Source organism: Paraflavisolibacter caeni (assembly GCF_025628885.1).
Lineage (GTDB): Bacteria > Bacteroidota > Bacteroidia > Chitinophagales > Chitinophagaceae > Flavisolibacter > Flavisolibacter caeni.
The window spans coordinates 103,264-121,878 of the sequence record NZ_JAOTIF010000006.1; the positions used below are offsets into that span (position 1 = coordinate 103,264).

Annotated in this window: 17 protein-coding genes; 1 reads left to right on the forward strand and 16 read right to left on the reverse strand. The window is 39.6% G+C overall.

All coding sequences use genetic code 11. The features are described 5' to 3' along the window. Positions 1 to 43 precede the first annotated feature (43 nt). A complete protein-coding gene (locus OCK74_RS10615; RefSeq protein WP_279297011.1) occupies positions 44 to 2,428 on the forward strand; it encodes a TonB-dependent receptor in 2,385 nt (794 codons plus the stop codon). A 173-nt stretch (positions 2,429 to 2,601) separates the two neighbouring features. Here the strand turns inward: OCK74_RS10615 and OCK74_RS10620 are convergent, their stop codons facing one another. The 16 genes from OCK74_RS10620 to OCK74_RS10695 form a co-directional block, all read right to left on the reverse strand. Further along, positions 2,602 to 2,832 (reverse strand): hypothetical protein, encoded by a 231-nt coding sequence (locus OCK74_RS10620; RefSeq protein WP_279297012.1) that lies wholly within the window; start codon positions 2,830 to 2,832, stop codon positions 2,602 to 2,604. A gap of 292 nt (positions 2,833 to 3,124) precedes the next feature. Next, positions 3,125 to 4,018 (reverse strand): tetratricopeptide repeat protein, encoded by an 894-nt coding sequence (locus OCK74_RS10625; protein WP_279297013.1) that lies wholly within the window; start codon positions 4,016 to 4,018, stop codon positions 3,125 to 3,127. Positions 4,019 to 4,716: 698 nt separating this feature from the next. Further along, on the reverse strand, positions 4,717 to 4,992 hold the full coding sequence (locus OCK74_RS10630) for a type II toxin-antitoxin system PemK/MazF family toxin (RefSeq protein ID WP_341483189.1): 276 nt from the start codon (positions 4,990 to 4,992) through the stop codon (positions 4,717 to 4,719). Positions 4,993 to 5,023: 31 nt separating this feature from the next. Then, positions 5,024 to 5,260, reverse strand: coding sequence for a hypothetical protein (locus OCK74_RS10635; protein WP_279297014.1), 237 nt, complete (start codon positions 5,258 to 5,260; stop codon positions 5,024 to 5,026). Positions 5,261 to 5,355: 95 nt separating this feature from the next. Beyond that, positions 5,356 to 5,943, reverse strand: a complete 588-nt coding sequence (locus OCK74_RS10640) for a hypothetical protein (RefSeq protein ID WP_279297015.1) — start codon at positions 5,941 to 5,943, stop codon at positions 5,356 to 5,358. A 238-nt stretch (positions 5,944 to 6,181) separates the two neighbouring features. Beyond that, positions 6,182 to 6,787: a CDP-alcohol phosphatidyltransferase family protein gene (locus OCK74_RS10645; protein WP_279297016.1), complete on the reverse strand. Its 606-nt coding sequence runs from the start codon at positions 6,785 to 6,787 to the stop codon at positions 6,182 to 6,184. 136 nt (positions 6,788 to 6,923) lie between these two features. Further along, complete coding sequence (locus tag OCK74_RS10650; protein WP_279297017.1) at positions 6,924 to 7,418, reverse strand: hypothetical protein; 495 nt, start codon at positions 7,416 to 7,418, stop codon at positions 6,924 to 6,926. 262 nt (positions 7,419 to 7,680) lie between these two features. Continuing rightward, positions 7,681 to 9,006 carry a serine hydrolase domain-containing protein gene (locus tag OCK74_RS10655; protein WP_279297018.1) on the reverse strand — a complete coding sequence of 442 codons (1,326 nt, stop codon included), beginning with the start codon at positions 9,004 to 9,006 and terminating at the stop codon, positions 7,681 to 7,683. 183 nt (positions 9,007 to 9,189) lie between these two features. After that, positions 9,190 to 10,065, reverse strand: coding sequence for a DUF7003 family protein (locus OCK74_RS10660; RefSeq protein WP_279297019.1), 876 nt, complete (start codon positions 10,063 to 10,065; stop codon positions 9,190 to 9,192). Positions 10,066 to 10,303: 238 nt separating this feature from the next. After that, the gene (locus tag OCK74_RS10665) at positions 10,304 to 10,711 is read right to left on the reverse strand and encodes a c-type cytochrome (RefSeq protein WP_279297020.1); all 408 of its coding nucleotides are present in this window, start codon (positions 10,709 to 10,711) and stop codon (positions 10,304 to 10,306) included. Positions 10,712 to 10,729: 18 nt separating this feature from the next. Then, on the reverse strand, positions 10,730 to 11,866 hold the full coding sequence (locus OCK74_RS10670) for an epoxide hydrolase family protein (RefSeq protein WP_279297021.1): 1,137 nt from the start codon (positions 11,864 to 11,866) through the stop codon (positions 10,730 to 10,732). A gap of 60 nt (positions 11,867 to 11,926) precedes the next feature. Continuing rightward, positions 11,927 to 12,418 (reverse strand): hypothetical protein, encoded by a 492-nt coding sequence (locus OCK74_RS10675; protein WP_279297022.1) that lies wholly within the window; start codon positions 12,416 to 12,418, stop codon positions 11,927 to 11,929. Between the two features lie 267 nt (positions 12,419 to 12,685). Then, on the reverse strand, positions 12,686 to 13,162 hold the full coding sequence (locus tag OCK74_RS10680) for a hypothetical protein (RefSeq protein ID WP_279297023.1): 477 nt from the start codon (positions 13,160 to 13,162) through the stop codon (positions 12,686 to 12,688). A 205-nt stretch (positions 13,163 to 13,367) separates the two neighbouring features. Then, complete coding sequence (locus OCK74_RS10685; RefSeq protein ID WP_279297024.1) at positions 13,368 to 13,874, reverse strand: hypothetical protein; 507 nt, start codon at positions 13,872 to 13,874, stop codon at positions 13,368 to 13,370. A gap of 196 nt (positions 13,875 to 14,070) precedes the next feature. Beyond that, on the reverse strand, positions 14,071 to 14,682 hold the full coding sequence (locus OCK74_RS10690) for a hypothetical protein (RefSeq protein ID WP_279297025.1): 612 nt from the start codon (positions 14,680 to 14,682) through the stop codon (positions 14,071 to 14,073). 581 nt (positions 14,683 to 15,263) lie between these two features. Beyond that, the gene (locus OCK74_RS10695; protein WP_279297026.1) at positions 15,264 to 18,356 is read right to left on the reverse strand and encodes a ligand-binding sensor domain-containing protein; all 3,093 of its coding nucleotides are present in this window, start codon (positions 18,354 to 18,356) and stop codon (positions 15,264 to 15,266) included. Positions 18,357 to 18,615: the final 259 nt, after the last annotated feature.

An 18,615-nucleotide genomic window follows, 5' to 3' on the forward strand; every position in this document is an offset into this window, starting at 1 on the left:
TTCCTCTTTTACTACAAATTATTTACTGACTAATTATGATTGAATGAAAAAGTTATTGCTTTTGGTGATTGGCTGCTGCATTATTGTTACTTCCTGGAGCCAGCAAAAACAACGGACGCTGCTTTCTGGAAGAGTAATCGACGCTCAGACTGGAGCTCCTTTACCAGGTGCTTCCATTGTATTATCCGATTCAAAAGTGGGGACTAATACAGATTCCTCCGGCCATTACATATTCAAAAATATTCCTAAAGGGCATAACCTTGTTGAGATCTCGTATACAGGTTATAAAACCTTGGTCGAGCATTTAGATGCCACAGGAAATGATACGGTAAACTTTGCCCTTACTTCTTCTATTATTGAAAACGAAGGAGTGACGGTAACAGGTGTGGTGGGTGCCACCAGTATACGGAAAGCTCCTGTACCCATTACCAGGGTCAGCAAATCGGAGTTGCTGCAAACACCTTCTACCAATATTATTGATGCTTTATCCCGTCAGCCAGGTGTGAGCCAGTTGTCAACGGGCCCGGCTATTTCCAAGCCTGTCATTAGAGGGCTGGGGTATAACCGCCTGGTGGTAATTAATGATGGTGTACGCCAGGAAGGGCAGCAGTGGGGTGATGAGCACGGAATTGAGATTGATGAGAACAGTGTCAGCCGCGTAGAAATTTTGAAAGGACCAGCATCCCTGGTCTATGGTAGTGATGCCATGGCTGGCGTGGTGAACATTATCACCACATCGCCGGCAGCGAACAATACAATCAATGGCAGCGTACTATCATCTTATCAAACGAATAATAAACAGCGATCATTCTTTGCCAACATCGGGGGCAATCAACAAGGATTTAACTGGAATGCCTGGGGAGATTATAAAGGAGCAGCTGATTACAAAAACAAATACGACGGCCGCGTGTACAACTCTAAGTTCAACGAGAACAATTACGGCGGTTACGTAGGCTATAACAGCACCTGGGGGTACAGCCACTTTATTGTGAGCAGCTTTAACCAGGAGCTGGGCGTTGTAGAAGGAGAGCGGGACGATAATGGAAACTTCATTAAGCTTTTGCCTGGGGGCATGGAAGCAACACCTGCCAAAAGCGACTTCAACAGCACCACGCCGCAGACTCCCTATCAGGGTGTTAATCATTTGAAATTCATTCTGGATAACAGCTTTAGCCTAGGTAAAGGAAAGATTACCCTCAACCTGGGCTGGCAGCGCAATCAGCGCAAAGAATTTGGTAATGTGGATGATCCGGAAGAAAAGAGCCTTTATTTTGATTTGAAAACCCTGAACTACAATACCGCTTATCTCTACGACAACCATAAGGGCTGGACTACTTCAATTGGCGTGGGTGGCATGCAGCAGCGCAATCAAAACAAAGGAGTAGAGTTTTTAATTCCGGAGTATAAGTTATTCGATATCGGCGGTTTTGTTTATACCCAGAAAACGATAGGCAAAACCACGCTCAGCGGGGGGCTTCGTTTTGATAATCGCGATCTTACTTCCGATGAATTAATGGAAGACGGTGAAATTAAATTCAATGCTTTCAAAAAAAGTTTTGCCAATGTATCAGGCAGTGCTGGCGTTAGTTATGCGGCAACAGAGAATTTCCTCGTCAAGATCAACCTGGCCAGGGGATTCCGTGCACCGAGTATTCCGGAGTTAGCATCTAATGGAGCACATGAAGGAACCAACCGCTATGAATATGGTAATCAGGACCTGGAATCTGAAACCTCCTGGCAGGGCGACCTTGGCATAGAATTAAATTCTGAGCACATCCACTTTACAGCCAGTACATTTTATAATCATATCGCAAACTTCATTTTCTATAGCAAACTCTCCGGGGCTTCAGGCAGCGACTCCCTCGTAGAAGTGGATGGTGAAATGATTCCGGCATTTCAATTCCGGCAACAAACTGCCAACCTGGTCGGTGCTGAAATGGGTGTAGACATTCACCCGCATCCACTGGATTGGTTACATTGGGAAAATACCCTTTCCTATGTACGGGGTACATTCGCAGAAGCGCTTGAAGGCAATAAGAATGTTCCCTTCATTCCTGCTACAAGGTGGATCAGTGAATTGAGATGGGAGTTTTTAAAGAAAGGAAAAACGGTGAGGAATCTTTCCCTGCACTTTGATATCGACAATACCTTCAAACAGGACAAGCCTTTCACAGCTTATGATACAGAAACGCCCACCCCTGGTTACACATTGCTGAATGCAGGCATCAGTGCCAATCTGATGAACCACGATAAAACCCTCTTTAGTCTTTATCTGTTAGGCAATAATCTCACAGATGTAGCTTATCAAAATCATTTAAGCCGCTTAAAATATGCTGAAGTGAATCCCGTTTCAGGAAGACAAGGAGTATTTAATATGGGAAGGAATTTTGTAGTAAAGTTGAATATCCCACTTTCTTTCACTAAATGATTCTTTCATTAATCTAGCTAAAGCCTTATGGACATAAAAGCCATAAGGCTTTATTGGTAGTGCCTCCACAAGTATAAATCTGATAAAGAATCCTGTTATTGTTGCTGCCAATTAGGTATTTACGAAATGGTGGCAGTCCGTGTTTCTTTAGATGGATTTGATTTAGGAATTTCTTAATCCTTTTTCCTGCTTGAATCTGCAGGTGGCTTGAAATGAGACAAATCAACTTTAGGTATATTCTTTTTACTACTTTTTGAAACCTTTTTATTGGTCTTTTGAGTTGTTGTATCTGGAGGCACAAAATGATCCAGGTTTACTTTAGGTATTTGTTTTTTGTCCTCCTGGGCTTGTAATACAGTTGTAAAACCTAAAAGAACACAGGTTAGGTAGAATACCCTTTTCATTTTCTTAATTTATTAAAAGATGCACCTTTATTGATATTCCATAACCTTCAGAATATATTTTTTACAAATCCTCCTACTGTGGTCAATTAAAATCCGTTTCCAGCCCCACAATACCAAAACGGCTGCTCGATTCTCGCAATAGCTGGCAACCGGTTCAAGATATTTGTGATGAGGCTGCAGTCCGTGCTACTATTGCTTCACTTTACCTGTATCGTAATTTATTGGTTTATAATTGAAAGATAGTTCAAGACCATCCGCTTTACAAATACTAAAATGGTCAAGAGCATTTGAATTACAACCCCTTTATTTTTTGCCTTGCGTCTTGTGCTTCTTCCTTGCCGCCGTACTTTATAACCTTCTCGTAGTAAGCCTTTGCATTGGTCTTGTCGCCCTTTCGCTTATAGGTTTCTGCAATATTGTTTAGAACAATTATGTCCTTTGGTGCTATTTCCTCTGCTTTTAAAAGATAAGGTAATGTTTTGTCATAATCACCAGCTATCAAATACGTCAATGCAATATTGGAGAGACTTTCTACATGGTCTGGGTAATACTTGATTACTGCTTCTGAAATTTGTCGCATGAGTGGCAGCAGGTTGTCGTCTCCTGTGTTATAGATGGTGGTAACGTAATCCTGTAGCGAACCTAAAAAGATTTGTTCCGGGTTTTCTAAAGGTTTGCCTTCCTTCCAGGTCCACGCGTTGTTGATTTTATTTCCATAGTCAATAGTGGAAACGATTTCTTTTGTGAATTCAGGATAGTTTTCAGCCTTTCCAAGCATGTAGATTTTTCCAAAACGCATGTCAAGTCTGGATGTATGTAAGGAAATGCCTTGGTTGATGTAGTCAAATCCTTTTTGCAAGAGTTCTGAATTGTATTTAACCGAAGAGTTTAAAAACGCAACAGGTTTTCCTGTTCCAGTGTCGGTCAAAACAAAAGAGTGTTCATCTTTTTTAGTTCTGTCCAGCGAAACAACTTCTGTCATGCTTTTACTCACATAGTAGTTGAAATAAGCAATAAAAAGTTCTGGATCCTTCGGCGATGCTGTTGCCCAGGCAGCTAAAACTTTTGCTTGTCTGCCTGTATCATTTTTTGCAGATAAGTCATTGAACTGTTTTTCATAATTCTGGCTGAATGCAAGAAAAGAAGTCAAAACAAAAGCAGTCGTAATGGTAATTGTCTTTAGCATGGTCTTTTTGTATTGTGGCTAACATTGAAAATTGTTTCTGTCATTGTCGGTAGCCTGTAGTATTACAGCTAAAAAATAAAGATAATAAGTTCAATAGAGTTTTTAAAGCAGATGTAGTCATGCACCAACAATGCAGAATCATAAATGTTTTCATCGGTCAGTCCTTCTGACTGGAATGTCTTAGTGTTGATGGGGCAATCTCATACCAATCACTCTCGTCATTTGCATACACTGTTATAGTGTCTCCGTGCTTGTACTCCTGACATTCGGAGTAATTAACGTTTACATGTTTCACTTCATTCTGGCTGTTTCTAAAATATAACTTGCTTTTCCTGTTGCCATTGCTGAAGCTTATATCAATAATTGTGGTTCTTATAATTGAACACATATCGATGGTTTCCACCTGCATCTTTTTTTGATAATACTGGATATAGAGCAAAAAGGCAAGGATTGCAATTCCAAGGGTGTAAAGTATGAGTTTTGTTTTTTTTGAATAGGATACTTGCTGTTTAGGTACGTATTTCAATCTTGATTTAATTTTTAATAGATGGCAACTGATCCGCAGCTTTCGTGAAATAGCGTCAGTCTATGTTCCAATTGCCTGGTTTACATATTGAAGTTAAATAAATTACTGTGGTTAGCGTATAGACATCAGTCGCTATTGAAGAAAACTGCTTGTTGCCGGGCGTGCATTAATGTTAGTGAAGTTGCAACAAGGTTTTTAGCTTTGTATTCAATTCTGCTGTCTCCTGTGAAGTCAGATGTCCCAACAGACCTTTTGCCAAACTCTTGTCAAGTGTCGCAATCTTACTGGTCCTAATCAAAGAGGTCTTGCGCAGGCCATTTGTGGCATTCGGCTGTAGTAAAATGTCTGTAGGTTCATGCCAGCCAACCTGGGTGGTGATAAAACAAACGGTAATGTCTGTTGGCGTGTCTACTAAAACAACAGCAGGGCGGAGTTTGCTGCCACTCAAGTCAGTAAAGGGAAAGGTGATAAGTACAATGTCACTTTTTGCTATTGTACACTTCTTTCAGGTCTGCTTCTGTGTAGAGGTCTTCATCCTGGTTGAGGAAATCAAATGTTGAACTCTGGGCAGCTATTTTCTGTATGCCTTGGGTGAGTTGTTGTTCCTCGTATTGTTTCATGATGAATTCAGCAAAAGTAGAAATTTCCTCTGCTTTTTCTTCGGGCAACTGATTGATTGCTCTGAGCGTCCTCTCTATGATAGCTTGGCGAGTCATACGTGTGCTTGAAAGTCAAATTTACGGCTTTTCCGCTTTAGAGACTTCTGCCGCATCGCCAGTATACCAAACCAAATGTAAGCAGCTGTTCCTTGTCAACCGGATTGCTCTAATTGATTTGCCTGTCTGACCAAATAATGTCGTGTCTCACTATCATCTTCGGTCTTTAGCCGCTTTTGAATGTCAATGTACTTGTTACTGCGATTAATGAAGTCCTGTGTCGAAATGAATGAGGCGAGCCATTCACTAAAGTCGCCAAGAGCCGGTTGCCTGCATGAATAGTCAAGATATTCTGTAAAACCTGGCGCCTCCAGGTTTGAACCTTCCCATTTATCAAAAGGTATAATAGGCCTGCCAAAAAATTTGTCGAACAGGTAAGTATTACGGCAAAAAGTTTGAAAAGCTTTCTGCTCTGCCTCCTTTATCCTGCCTGTTTTGAAAAGAATAATTGTCCACTCGAATAAAAAGTCGGGGAAGCCACTGTCATCAGGAAAATTTTTGTCAAACCACTTCGTATAAGTCAAGCCGCCGGAATAGTCTCCAAGTTGAATAAAATATTTCGTAGGTAGATACCGAAGTCCCCGTCCATCGTCATACCAGCCAAATTTTCTTTTTTCTGCGGCAAGCGCTCGCTTAATGTCGGCAATTTTCTTTTTAAGTCGTTCTATTTGTTTCGGTGTCACGAGGTCTGTTTTCAATTACTGCTTAACGTCCAGGGCTTTTAAAGCCCGAAGTCAAAAATTAGAACATTAGGATTCATCTCTGTCCTCAACTGGATTTGACTCTTTGCGTAAAGTTTCTATTGAGGTGCGAATCCACTCCTTATACTCTTCGTTTTGAATTTAGTTAAAAATATTGAATAATAGTCATTTCAAAGCTGGCTATAGGTTCAGGACTACCATTCAATTGTTGGCAGAAGTCTTATCCATTAAATATTTTGAGTCTTTTAATTTCCTTGTTATGCCTAAGTTTGATGGAATGGTAAAATGAAGGCACGTCATTTGTCCAATTTTTTAAAGTCAGGATGATCGCTATAATTTCAAGTCTTGTCAATAAGCCAACCCAAAAACAAAGGTTGAATAAAACATTTGATTGGCATTCAACTATGATTTGAATAAGCGTCGCAAAAAGCAGCAGTGTCCAGATTTTTGCCCCAATTGAATGTGTTGCAATCTCTTTTCTGAATTTCAAAAAGCTGATTAAATAAGTTAAAGCCTCAAAGCCTATAAGTATTGTCAACTTTACGGCATTGTTGGAATAAAAGTCTGGGCATTGGATATATGTCGAAACGGCAACACAAATGAAGAATATTTGGTCAACTGTAGAATCCAATCGTCTGAGTATCTGTGTTGAAATATTTAAGTGTCTTGCAATGATACCATCAAAAATGTCAGTCAATAAGCCAACAGTCAAAAGTGTTATTGCAATTGTTTTATAATGGTCAACATGAAAGTTGCTTAATACGACTATTGTCAACCCTATAACAAGCCTTGAAAAAATTAATGTTTCCGGAATTTTAGTCTTCATAACGGTTTCAGGACGTTGAAGGCTTGGTAGTCTGTGTTCCCATACCCTCACTTACTTCTTTTAGTCTATTATTTATTTATAGCTGAAAGATAGTTATTCTTTCCAGCGTTTGCTATCTTCTGTGTTGTGTGAATTCTTAGTGATATATTTCTAATGCTGCCAAAACATTCTTGTTTCCAGTTGCTTTTAGCTGTTCCAGTCTTTCGTTTGCTTTTGAAGAATTAATTGCTTTTAAAGCGTGTACACATTTACGTAAAGTTGCTTCTAATTCATCATCATACTGTCTGTAAGGGTCAGGTGTTATGGCGATTTTATACAAATCATCTGTAAATGCATCATCCTTAAGTTCAAAAATACTTTCTATGATGTCCTCATGATAAGTATGCCATGTTGCTTGGATAAGCCCTTTCAGTGCTGGTTTATATGATTCATCTATTCCATCCCAATAAGCAAGGGATAAGTAAAAACCCAAGTCCTCAGAATCTTGATCCCGAATTTTGTTTTGAATAAGCTCTAACAGCTGCGTTTTAAACACTTTTTCTTTGTGCGGTAAACTGAATATCAGATTAGAGACTGCAAATGGATCTGATTTTAATGCCTGATATTTTTTTATAATATTGTCGAGGTTCATTAAATCTTTTTAATAACATAGGTATTCTAAAGATTTCGCACAACGAGTAAGGGCTAGCCAATATACCGGCGTTACTATACCATCAGTCTAAATATAGTACAAATGTTCAATAGAATCAGTTCGTTCAGCCCTTATTTTTCACTTTTACTAACGCTATCATTAAGCTATGTAAGGGATAGGATGAAAAGCAAATATCTTTTTCGCATCTTTAAATTATTTAGAGCGTCACTCTGGCATAACGTACAACTGGAAGTTTTGTGCATTATTTACTTCTTTTTAAGTAATAGATGTTGTCAGTATCTTTAATTTGCAATTCTTCCTTATCAGGAAAAAACTCAAAGAAATAGCCAGTAGCAGCATGCATAAAATAATTGTTGTTTATGGGTTCTACTTCAAACATCTTTCCCCTTGTTTCCAATAAAAGTTTGTTTGCGTCTTTTGTGCAATTAATTATTATTGGCATTTGGTCTGATGAATACTTGCCAACATATTTATCCAAATCTTCGGACTTCAAAGTAATAGGCTTTGAAAACGGCGCAATAAATGGTTCATTGAAGCAAATTTTAAGCACTACATCTATTATATCTATCCTTGGATAGATGATACCATTTGTGATATAAGCTACAGATAGTTTAGCATCAGGAAAATATCTTACCGAGGAATAAAATTCTTCAATTCTGCCATTATGCCCAAAAGCGGTTTGTGAGCCATGGTCAAAAGGAAACAGTCCCATTCCATAGCCATCCACCAAAGTTTTCATAGTTTTCAAACTTGATTTGCTGACAAGCTTATTGTTAAATAATGCCTCAATAAATGTTATCATATCGGTGGGGGTAGAAACAATTGAACCGGCCCCAACATGAATACTTAAATCAGTTTCTTTTTCTTTCTGCCACTTGTTCTCTACGTTTTTGTATGAAGCGCTTTCGCTTTTCTTTAAATCAATTGGACGTCCATAATATGTATTGACTAGTCCTATTTTTGAAATGATTCTTTTTGTAATAGCCATTTCATACGGCATGTTACATATTTTTTCAATAATGTAACTTAACAGCAGGTAATTGGTATTGGAATATTCTGCCCTGGCATTTGGTTCAAAATCAGTTCCTTTTTCTTGTATAATTTTAAGTAACTGTTCATGCGTTGTCGGCTTATCCATCCACTCCTTATAGTTTGTTCCTTCCGTATAATTATGCAATCCGCTTCTGTGGTTGAGCAGGTTGCTAATGGTAATTTTGCTTGCATTTGGAAGGTCCGGGAAATACAAGCTTAATTTTTGATCAAGATTGATTTTTCCTTCCTCCATAAGTTGGAAGATGATTACGGCGGTAAACATTTTTGTTTCTGAGCCAATCCTGTACTTTGTATTGATTGAAGCTGGTATTTTTTTAATAGAGTCGATATAGGCATACCCTAATGCTCGTTGGTATTGAATTTTGCCATTTTGAGCAATAGTCAAACTGCCCATTGCTAAATCTCTTTTTTCCAGGGCATTGAAAAAACTGTCCAATTTTGCAATGCTAAATGTCTGCCCAAAAGATGAAAGGCTAGAAAATACAATTAATAAAATTAAAGTTGATTTTCCCATTTAGTCGTCAATAGATTTTGAGAGTCGTGTAATGCACATAACGTTTCTTGTAGCTTTGTGAAGGTAGGGAAGTCTGAGTTACCGCTCTTGAACCAATATACTGCTGTTTTTAACGTTTATAAGTTAAATGTAATGCATGTGCCCTGCTTTCAAAAATTGCTTGTTATGTGCTCTTGTTCAAAATTATAGAGTGCCTGAGTCAGGCCAATACTTCCAATGAGTATTCGGTTCTAAAGTAGGCTTGTAATGTGATAAATCACCAGTTACTATCACTCTTGCAATCTGTTGCCATGTCTCATAAGAACTTGGTCGATTGTCTTGCCATTGCTGTTGATTGAATTCATTATTTCTTTGCTCTCCTTGTCTGAATAAAGCAGCAAAACTTTCATAATCCATGTACTCTTGTCCACTTGCCAAATTTTTGTTGAATTCATAAGTGTATCGAAGATGCTCATCGCTGATTTTCGGTTGTACAACTTCTATATAATCCCGATGATACCATTCGTCGAGCACAAGAATTTTCTTTAAGTCACCTGGAATTGATTTGTATAGCTCTTCACCAGTTGCACGAAATAGCTCACGATGTTTTAGTACAACAAGTCTTCCAACTTCTTCTGCCGAAATTTCGTTTGGTTCATATTCTTTCAATTCAATATCAGCTTCAAAATAATCTTGTTTATTATGACTTAATTTGACCTTTTGTCCTCTCACCATCCAGTATTCCGCATCTGGTTTCAAGCACTCACCATTAATAGTGTCCCAAAAGCTATCGTTATCAACGGGCATTACACTGTACCAGTTTGTGTCTTGTCCATTGTAATGCTCTAAGTTTATTAGACAATTGCCGAAATAGTAAATGTCCAGCAGAATGCCGCCTCTTCTGGGATTATAGCCAAGCCTTTCGGCTGCAACAGCCCAGCGGTCATTGTCTCCACGAAAAACGTTTAATCTGCAATCAATCAGATAAGAATATGCATGTCCAAGCTCAATAAATGAGCAGTAATAACCTTGTTTATTGGAGTTGTCTAAGTTTTCTAGAATTTCCTTTTCTGTAAGCATAGCTTGAGGGTCGATTTATAATTGCACATAGCGATCAAAGGTATTAGTGAATTGGCTGTAGTCTGTGTACTTATTGTTTCATTTCACCGATGCCGTTGATTTTTTATTTTTATCTGAAAGATAGTTGTATTGTAAGTTCGATTGATTCACCATCCTTCGAAAACCAGGAAATCTTTCCGTTGCTTACATAGGCGCTTCAGATGGCAGGGCTGATCATTTCTTTTAACACATCAGTGAATTACATTTTCATCGACAGGATGTAGGAAACCATCATTTTTGCATCTTCAAATGAAAGTTTGGGATGAGGAGCCATTACTGGATAGCCCCAACTTCTGCTTCCTCCGATGATTACTTTTTGAGCAAGCATCTCAATATAAACTTTGTTTACCGGGTACCTTTTTGCTATATCTTTAAAAGCCGGTCCCACCGATCTTTGATCTTCTTTATGACAAGTATAACAATCTGAATAAGCGATCAGAACTTTACCCTTTTCGGTTACGTCGGCAGGTATGCTATCATTTATACCTGGTATTTCTTTTATATAATCAATCGTTTTCCTGGTATTCTTTTGTTCAGGCTTATGATCACAACTAAGCAGATAGAATGTGGCAAATAATAAGCAACCTATTAAAAGTCGATTTCGCATTAAAACAAATATATGTTCCTATTTTATTTGGTTCAAACTTTTTGCAAATTGTATTATATCGTTTGATAATAATTCAGGTTGTTCCAAAGCAGCAAAATGTCCGCCTTTTGGAATGTCTGTCCAATGTTGAATATTATAACCTCTTTCTATGAACTTTCTCGACGGGAATGGTTCTTCTTTATGAAATCTTGCAATACCTACAGGCGCATTTACAAAATCATTTTTTGAAAAATGCAAAGGCACCTGACTGTTTTCATTATAAAGCCTGATAGAAGAATGGATGGTCTCAGTATACCAATACAAGCTGACATTTGAAAGCAATTCATCTTTAGTGAAAATACTTTCGATGTTTCCGTTGCAATCGCTCCAGCCATAAAATTTTTCAACAATCCAGGCACACAGTCCAACAGGCGAGTCATTTAATGCGTATGCAAGTGTTAACGGTTTCGTCCGGTGTTGATGTGAATACGCTCCTTCTCTTGTATACCATTCCTCCGCATTTTTTTGAAAAAGAATTTCTTCTTCTGTCAACTTTTCAGTTTTAGATAAAAAGGGGAAATAAGAACCAGGAATATAATTGAGGTGTAAACCGAGTATATCTTCAGGATGCTTTAAAGCAAGGGCTGTACTGATGCCTGCTCCGAAATCGCCACCTTGAACTAAAACTTTTTCGTAGCCCAATTCCTTAATCAACTTACTCCACAAATCAGCTATAAACCAAAGATTACAACCTGGGACATTAATTTTTTGAGAGAAGCCAAAACCCGGAATGGATGGAATGATTAAATCAAAAGAGAATTCAGGGTTTGTTGTAAGAGGAATAATAAGTTTATTCATTTCCAGAAAAGAACCTGGCCAACCATGTGTGATGATAAGCGGCACTGATTTTTTCCCTTTGCCTTTAACATGCAAACAATGAATTTTAGTCCCTTCAACTTCTACTACATAGTTGGGGTATTGGTTAATTTTATCTTCGACTTTTCTCCAGTCAAACTTGTTCAACCAATAATCAGCTAGTTCCCTGATGTAAGAAAGACTAGCACCATATTGCCAATCTGAGCCTTTGATTTCATCTGTCCACCGGGTTTGCCTTAACCTCGATTGTAAATCGTCAATAGCGAATTGTGGAATATGGCATTTAAATTCAGTTATCATCTGTTGCTGCTTATGGTTTTAATTGTTTTCAAAAGCTACATCAGTTGAGGCTGTTATTTTCTATTTTTCCAATTTGTATTTTATTGAAACTACTTCGCCATCTTTGAATGAAATGCGGATTTTGGAATTTCCTTGTGGAGGGTCTACTTGTATGAGAGTGTTGTCCTTTAGCCTTATACTAAATTCGGATATCTTGTTTTCTTTAGCTTTATTCCCCAATTTGAATATCACCCATTTTACAAGTTCTGATGTTGTCTCCTCTACTGCCTTTTCAGCCAGTATCTCTCCAAGTTTCTTTAGCCCTGCAATCAAAATTGGTTGGATTATGGCTGCCCCCATGGTACCCAGGATGAGTTCGACATATTCATGCGAAGTTGTGTCATCTGTGTTTCCCCAACTAATGATTTTTGTTATTTCTTGATTGTCAAATACGTCATGTAATGCAGTCTTCCTTAAATCATGGAGCCTTACTAGTTCTTTAGAATTTTTGGGTAGTACCTCGTACTGAGGATCCTGTATTCTGTAGATGCCAACAGTTAAAACTTTTGTCATTTGGAAGAATTTTGATGTAAGACTTGTGTACAACGACCAGATATTTGCGATGGCAGGGCATTTATTAACGTCCCGTCCGAACCGAAGTTAGATTGAAAGACTGAAGTTTAAAGAAATAATGCATAGCTGAATTTAATAACGTCAAGCTCGGGTACTGGAGATGAGCAGAACTACTGCTGCTGAAGCTAACAACGTCGTGTCCTGCTATTGCAAATACAACTGTTGTGCGTTCGTGTTTCTGTCTTTAAGGGGAATAGTCTCGTAATTCTATTCTTTAAATCTTACCCATTTCACATTTCTTTTGGGAGAACCGGCTGTTACATCTTCATCTTTATAAAACATTTTTACATAATTCTGCATGTACAGTGTGTCGTTCCGCAATTCAAATTTCGACCAGTTAATATAGCCAATGCGATCAGGGTCGAAAGAATAAATGGCTTTCTGTTTCCAGATATTACCGTCTATTTCATAAGTTCCAGCTCCGCCCTGGTTCCATTTCCCAGCAGAATCGGGCCCGAACCACATCCAAAAGCCGTCACAGAGCACATAAACCTTAAGCGGTTGATCTTTAGCAACGGTTATTCTTCCATTCACATTATCATAAACCATTTTCCAAGCACCGTTTAAAATTGATGAGGAGGAATTTTTGTTAGGCAAACTTTTACTATTCTGGGCTTTTGTATTTATGTGAATAAAGAATAAGAGAGAAGCACTTATCAATTTAAAAAGTAGTTGCTTTTTCATGCTTCTAATATCAGGTTAGAAAATTGTGTTGACAGAGTTTGCCGAGTCTCCGAACATGACGCAAAACGGTCTCAGGTGTTCCTGCCCTGTGGCGGCAGTCTGAGGTACCGTAGCAGGGTTAAAGATATGGTGATAAGCTGAGATATGGAAGTTGATTACTGGTACTAAGCCGCTATGGCAGGAACATATGTGTCAGCCGCCTTACTTATTCATTGTTGCTTAAAATTATTCTGCCATCGGACAATAATGGAACTATCTGATAATAGCCTCTCTTATTGTATTGGAAGGTTACTTCCACAAACTTATTTCTGGAATTAGAAGTGTCATTGTCAGTAATACTCTCCACTTGGAAGCCAGATAATTGTAAACTCATACCTGGAAACCTTTTCTTCAAATGTGCTTCAGCTTTCTTAATTATCGTGCCTGAGTCTAATTCCTTTAGCTCAATTATAGGCAGTTCTTCAATATCTCTTTTATCAATTCCCCAAACTTCAGTAGTCGTATCCTTAGTTCCTGAACTTAAAATCGTTATAAATTGATTCTTTGAGTAGTCGCATTTGTAGTAGTATAGTTCTACAGGCATTTCATCCTTAAAAGTAGTAAGGCTTTCATTCTTAGCAGAAGAATTAGCAGCGGTGGCATTGGGTGGATGATTACTCTCCTTACAAGAAAGCAGCACCAGTATAAAAATTAATGCTGTAAGAAGTCTCATATGTGGCGGCTAACAGTAGATAAATTTACGAACCAAGCTGATCCGAACAAGAAATTTTGAAAACCTTTACAAGCTGTTGTCTTTCATTGTTTTTCTGATTCGCAATTTTTATTGCCCAATTTGCATGAGCCCAACAGTAGTGCTTAACTGAAAACAAGAAAAACGAGAACTTCTTCCTCTTGCTCAACTTACCCCTCTAAATCCGCAATTCCTCTAAACACCCATCCTGTTTCTCAGAAACTTCCTCAACTTCATGTTCAATCACTTCCCTTTTCCACCACACCCGCCAAGACTCCATCTGCTCACAACTATTCACCCCACTAGCATGCACACCTTTCATATTCCCCATTGACCATTGCCCATTCACAAACTCCACCATCTCCCTTCTGCCCGTGCTCATCATGCCTCTCACTGCCAGCTGCTTTCTCAACCAATGCTTGTCTCCCTGCATGTTCATATACAACCGGATTGCTGCCTGGTAGACATGCCTCCTCTTTTTCCTGGGCAATGTCTTTCGGAAGGCCTCCTTCCTTTCCGCATCCGAGAGTATCCACCTTGCATACACCACTGCCTCCTTAAACAAATCCCTCCTTACCCGCTGCTTTTCAGAGGCTACTATGCCACTCATGTCCGGGTACTTGGTGATCACGATCCTTTTCTTCCACTTCTTTTTCTTGTTGGCCCTATAATGCTTCACCACAAAGCACTTCCCAATCGAGCCCCGGATCATGCCCAACAAGAGTCTAGGCACCTGCTTGCCATCCCTGATCACCACCCTTTCTTTACTATTGATATAGACCTGTTCCATATAGCTCATCCATTTATACCCTAAAGCTAGGGCTGCCCACCCACACCCCAAACCCCTCTGGCCGCTTTGGCAGAAAATGGCAGGAAATGGCCGCTTTTGTCCTTTTCAACTCCAGCTTTCAAGTATGGATCCTTCGTAGATCAAGTATACCTGAAGCATACCATCAGTATACCTAGAGTATGACAACAGTATGCCCCCTTCGTTCCTAAACCTCAAAAAAGCATCTTTTCTTCCCCTTTCTCAATCTCCAATAAAACCCGGACTCCTCCATCAAAAAATCCTATTCCTCCCTTTCTAATCGTGCAAATCCGCGGTTCATCTTTCGTTGCTCAGCCCTACCTGAGCCCTACTGAATCCATAGCTAAGCCTAGGAAAAGCCTAGAAAACCACTTTTATCTCCCATATCATGCCATTCCAATACCCCAATACCTCATTTCACCTTTCCCTATGGACCAATAATCAATAATTAATTATTAATAATCCAGCATCTGCTATCCATCATCTTCCTCCTACTTGCTCCCAGGATACTCCCTACTTACTCCCACCCAAAGCCCAGGATAAAGCCCGGAAATGGCAAATTTTCATTCCGCCGGTATCTCCACAACAAACACATTGCAATGGCCTCCTTGCTCTTTTAAATACACTTTCCCATTGTGCAATTCAACCAAAGATCGCACAAGGGCAAGCCCAAGGCCCGTACCTTTCTGTTTACTGGTCTCCTTGATCCTGAAAAAAGGCTCAAAGATCTTTTCTCTCATTTCTGCAGGAATGATATAGCCATCATTGCTGATCTCGATCAACAGTTTGTTGGCTCCTTTATGGGGCGCTATCACTTTTGTGCTTACTTCATGCTGCGCATACTTCACCGCGTTGCTGATTAAATTGTTCAGGATCTTGGTCAGCGCTTCGGCATCTGCCTTCATATGCAAATCAGCAGCAGGCAGTTCCAGTGTATAGCTTAACTTTCTTTTCTTCGCTAGGGGCTGAAACGTCAAATGTGCTTCTTGCACCAGCTCATTGATATGCACTTCCGAAAAGTCCAGGCTGAATCCCTTTGTTTCCGTCTGGCGAAAGTCAAGGATCTGGTTGATCAGGTTGATCAGCCGGTCCGTATTCCTTTCCATCGTGTCCACTTCCTCTTTGATTTCAGGAACATGGCCGGCCATGTCACTAAGGTTCTCTACCGGCCCTTTGATCAGCGTAAGCGGTGTCTTGATTTCATGGGCAATATTGGTGAAGAATTCCATCTTGGCCTGGTAGATCTCTTTTTCTTTTTTGTTTTCCTGTATTTGATGATAGGTGCGAATGAGATAATACACCAATGACGAGACGATAACGATATAAAACAGGAAAGCTCCTGTGGTGGCCCAAAAAGGAGGTGTAATCAATATGGCGAGCTCTTTGGGTTCATTCCAGGCTTCGCCGTTACCTGCCTTTACTTTGAAGGTATACCTGCCTGGTTTCAGGTTGGTGAAATAAACCTTCCTGTTGGAGGGTAAATAGGTCCATTCTTTATCCAGGCCTTCCATGATGTAACTGTACACCGTCGTTTCCGGTGAGGTAAACCTCAGGGCCGCAAAGTCTATGCTAAAGGACGACTGGTCGTAGGGGAGTGTTATTTTGTTGGTGTATAGAATGGATTGATGTAAAATGCTGGAATCCTTCGAAATGTCCACTTCTTTATTCTCCACTTGCAGGCCGGTGATGTTGACAGCTGGTATGTATTTGTCCTGGCGAAAAGTACTGGGATTGAATTGGATCATGCCCTGCACACTGCCAAAGTATAAATTTCCCTGCTTGTCCTTATACCCTGAATTATAATTGAACTGGTCGTTAATGAGCCCGTTCGACTTGGTGTACACTTTCATTTTGCCATTGGCTCTATCCATGTTGACAAGCCCCTTCGCTGTTGTGATCCACAAGGTCTTGTGATCATCCTCCAGCACTTTGAAGATAAAACTGCTGGGCAGCCCATCTTTGGTATGATAACGGGTGAATTTTCTTCTTGATGGATCTAAACGGCAAAGCCCTCCGCCTTCAGTGGAGAGCCACAGGTTCCTTTCGCTGTCTTCAAAAATAGAATTGATGGAATTCTCCGGTATGCTGTTGTCATGACCAGGTTCATTTATAAAACGTCCTTTAATGCCGGTCAGCGGGTTAAAATAATAAAGTCCCCTGTTGTGCGTAGCAACCCATATGGTGCCTTGCTGGTCTTCCTGCATGCAGGCAATAAAGCTGCCATCAGCAATTTCATTCAGGTAATCAAAGCCATCAACTTTGGGGTTGTATTGATAAACGCCCAGGGCTGTGCCTAGGAAAATAGCTCCATTCCTGGTTTGTAGCAGTGTTACAATAAAATTGTTTTGAAAACGATGAGCGCCGGCACCTGCTGAATAATGCTTTTTGACCCTCCCTGTAGCAATATCAAGGATATTCAATCCATGTTCAAAGGTGCCGATCCAGATTTCATCTTTCACGGCAAGTAAGCCATGTATGTTGTAATAACTGATGCTGCCCGGTTTACCTGTAGGTTCAAAATGGGTAGTCATCCCCGTTTTGGGATCCAGCTTGTTCAAGCCTGCATCTTCTGTTCCAATCCAGATATTTCCTTGATCGTCCTCGCAGATTTCCCGCACGGCATTGCCACTGATGGAGTTCTTGGAGTAATCCGGGAAATACTTTTGAAAGGTTGTATGCTGTTTGGGAAAATAATTCAATCCGCCGAAAAAAGTTCCGGCCCAAATGCCTCCTTCTATGTCCTTGTAGAGTGTATAGATGGCATTGTCCGACAGGGAATAGGGATCAAGGTGTTTCTTTTTTAATTGGAGAAACTTTCCGGTAGCATGATTCAGAATGTAAATACCTGATTCGGTGGCAAACCATGTCTCCTCATTATTCACCTGCAAAATATCCCGGACATAGATGGTCGTTTTGTCAGCATTATACATCAATACATCTGTATAATCAAGCGTATTCAGTTTGAATTCTTTGATGCCTTGATTACTGGTTCCGATTAATATGCTGCCCCTTTGATCATAAACAATTTTTTGGATGACTTTTGAATCCGCTGCTGGGGAATGTCTGAAAACTTGGTAAGCTTTAAAGGTTTGTGTAGCGGCGTTGAATTGTTGAAGTTCTCCGTCTGCGGTAGAGAACCACATAGTCCCGTCTGGCGTTTCACATAATGAGGTTGCATTGAAAAAGCGTTCAGAAGGGAAGAGGGTTAACCTCTTTGTGGTAAAGTTGTAGCGGCAGACGGTGTTGTCTGCAATAAACCAGAGTTGACCAGCGTAATCAAAAAAGAGATCATTGATGCCTCTGATTGTATCCAGGAAGGGATGAAATCTTTCTTTTGCTGCATCAAAATATAGCAGTCCTTTTTCTGTGCCAACCCAGACCGTTCCCTTCCGATCTGTAGCCAGCGATAAGATCAGGTCTGCTCCTTTGCCGCCGCTTTTTTCATTGGCAATGTTGAAGGTTTTAAATCGGTAGCCGTCAAACCGGTTCAAACCATCCTTGGTGCCAAACCATAGAAAGCCTTTTTGATCCTGTACGCTGCAAAAGATGGTATTATGAGACAGCCCGTTTTCCACCTGGTAGTGCCTGAAGTAATATGGCTGTGTATTGGCTGTTATTACAAACATTAACAGCCCCGCAAGCAATTGTAATTTCAAAAAAGATACATTTTGATAATATAATGATACGTCCTGAATAAGCTCAATTTATTTTATGTACTTATTTCACAACCTGGTTTAAAACTAATGAATATTGGTTGATGATAAATCAGGATAACGATTGTTCATCTTAAATGATTAGTTGCTATATGATCAAAAATAAGATGCCATTCTTCGGTCCTAACCTAATGTTATTGGTTTTTTCCTTGAATAGATATTCAAAATCAAATATAGATTCCTCAAAATACCTTAAAAGAAT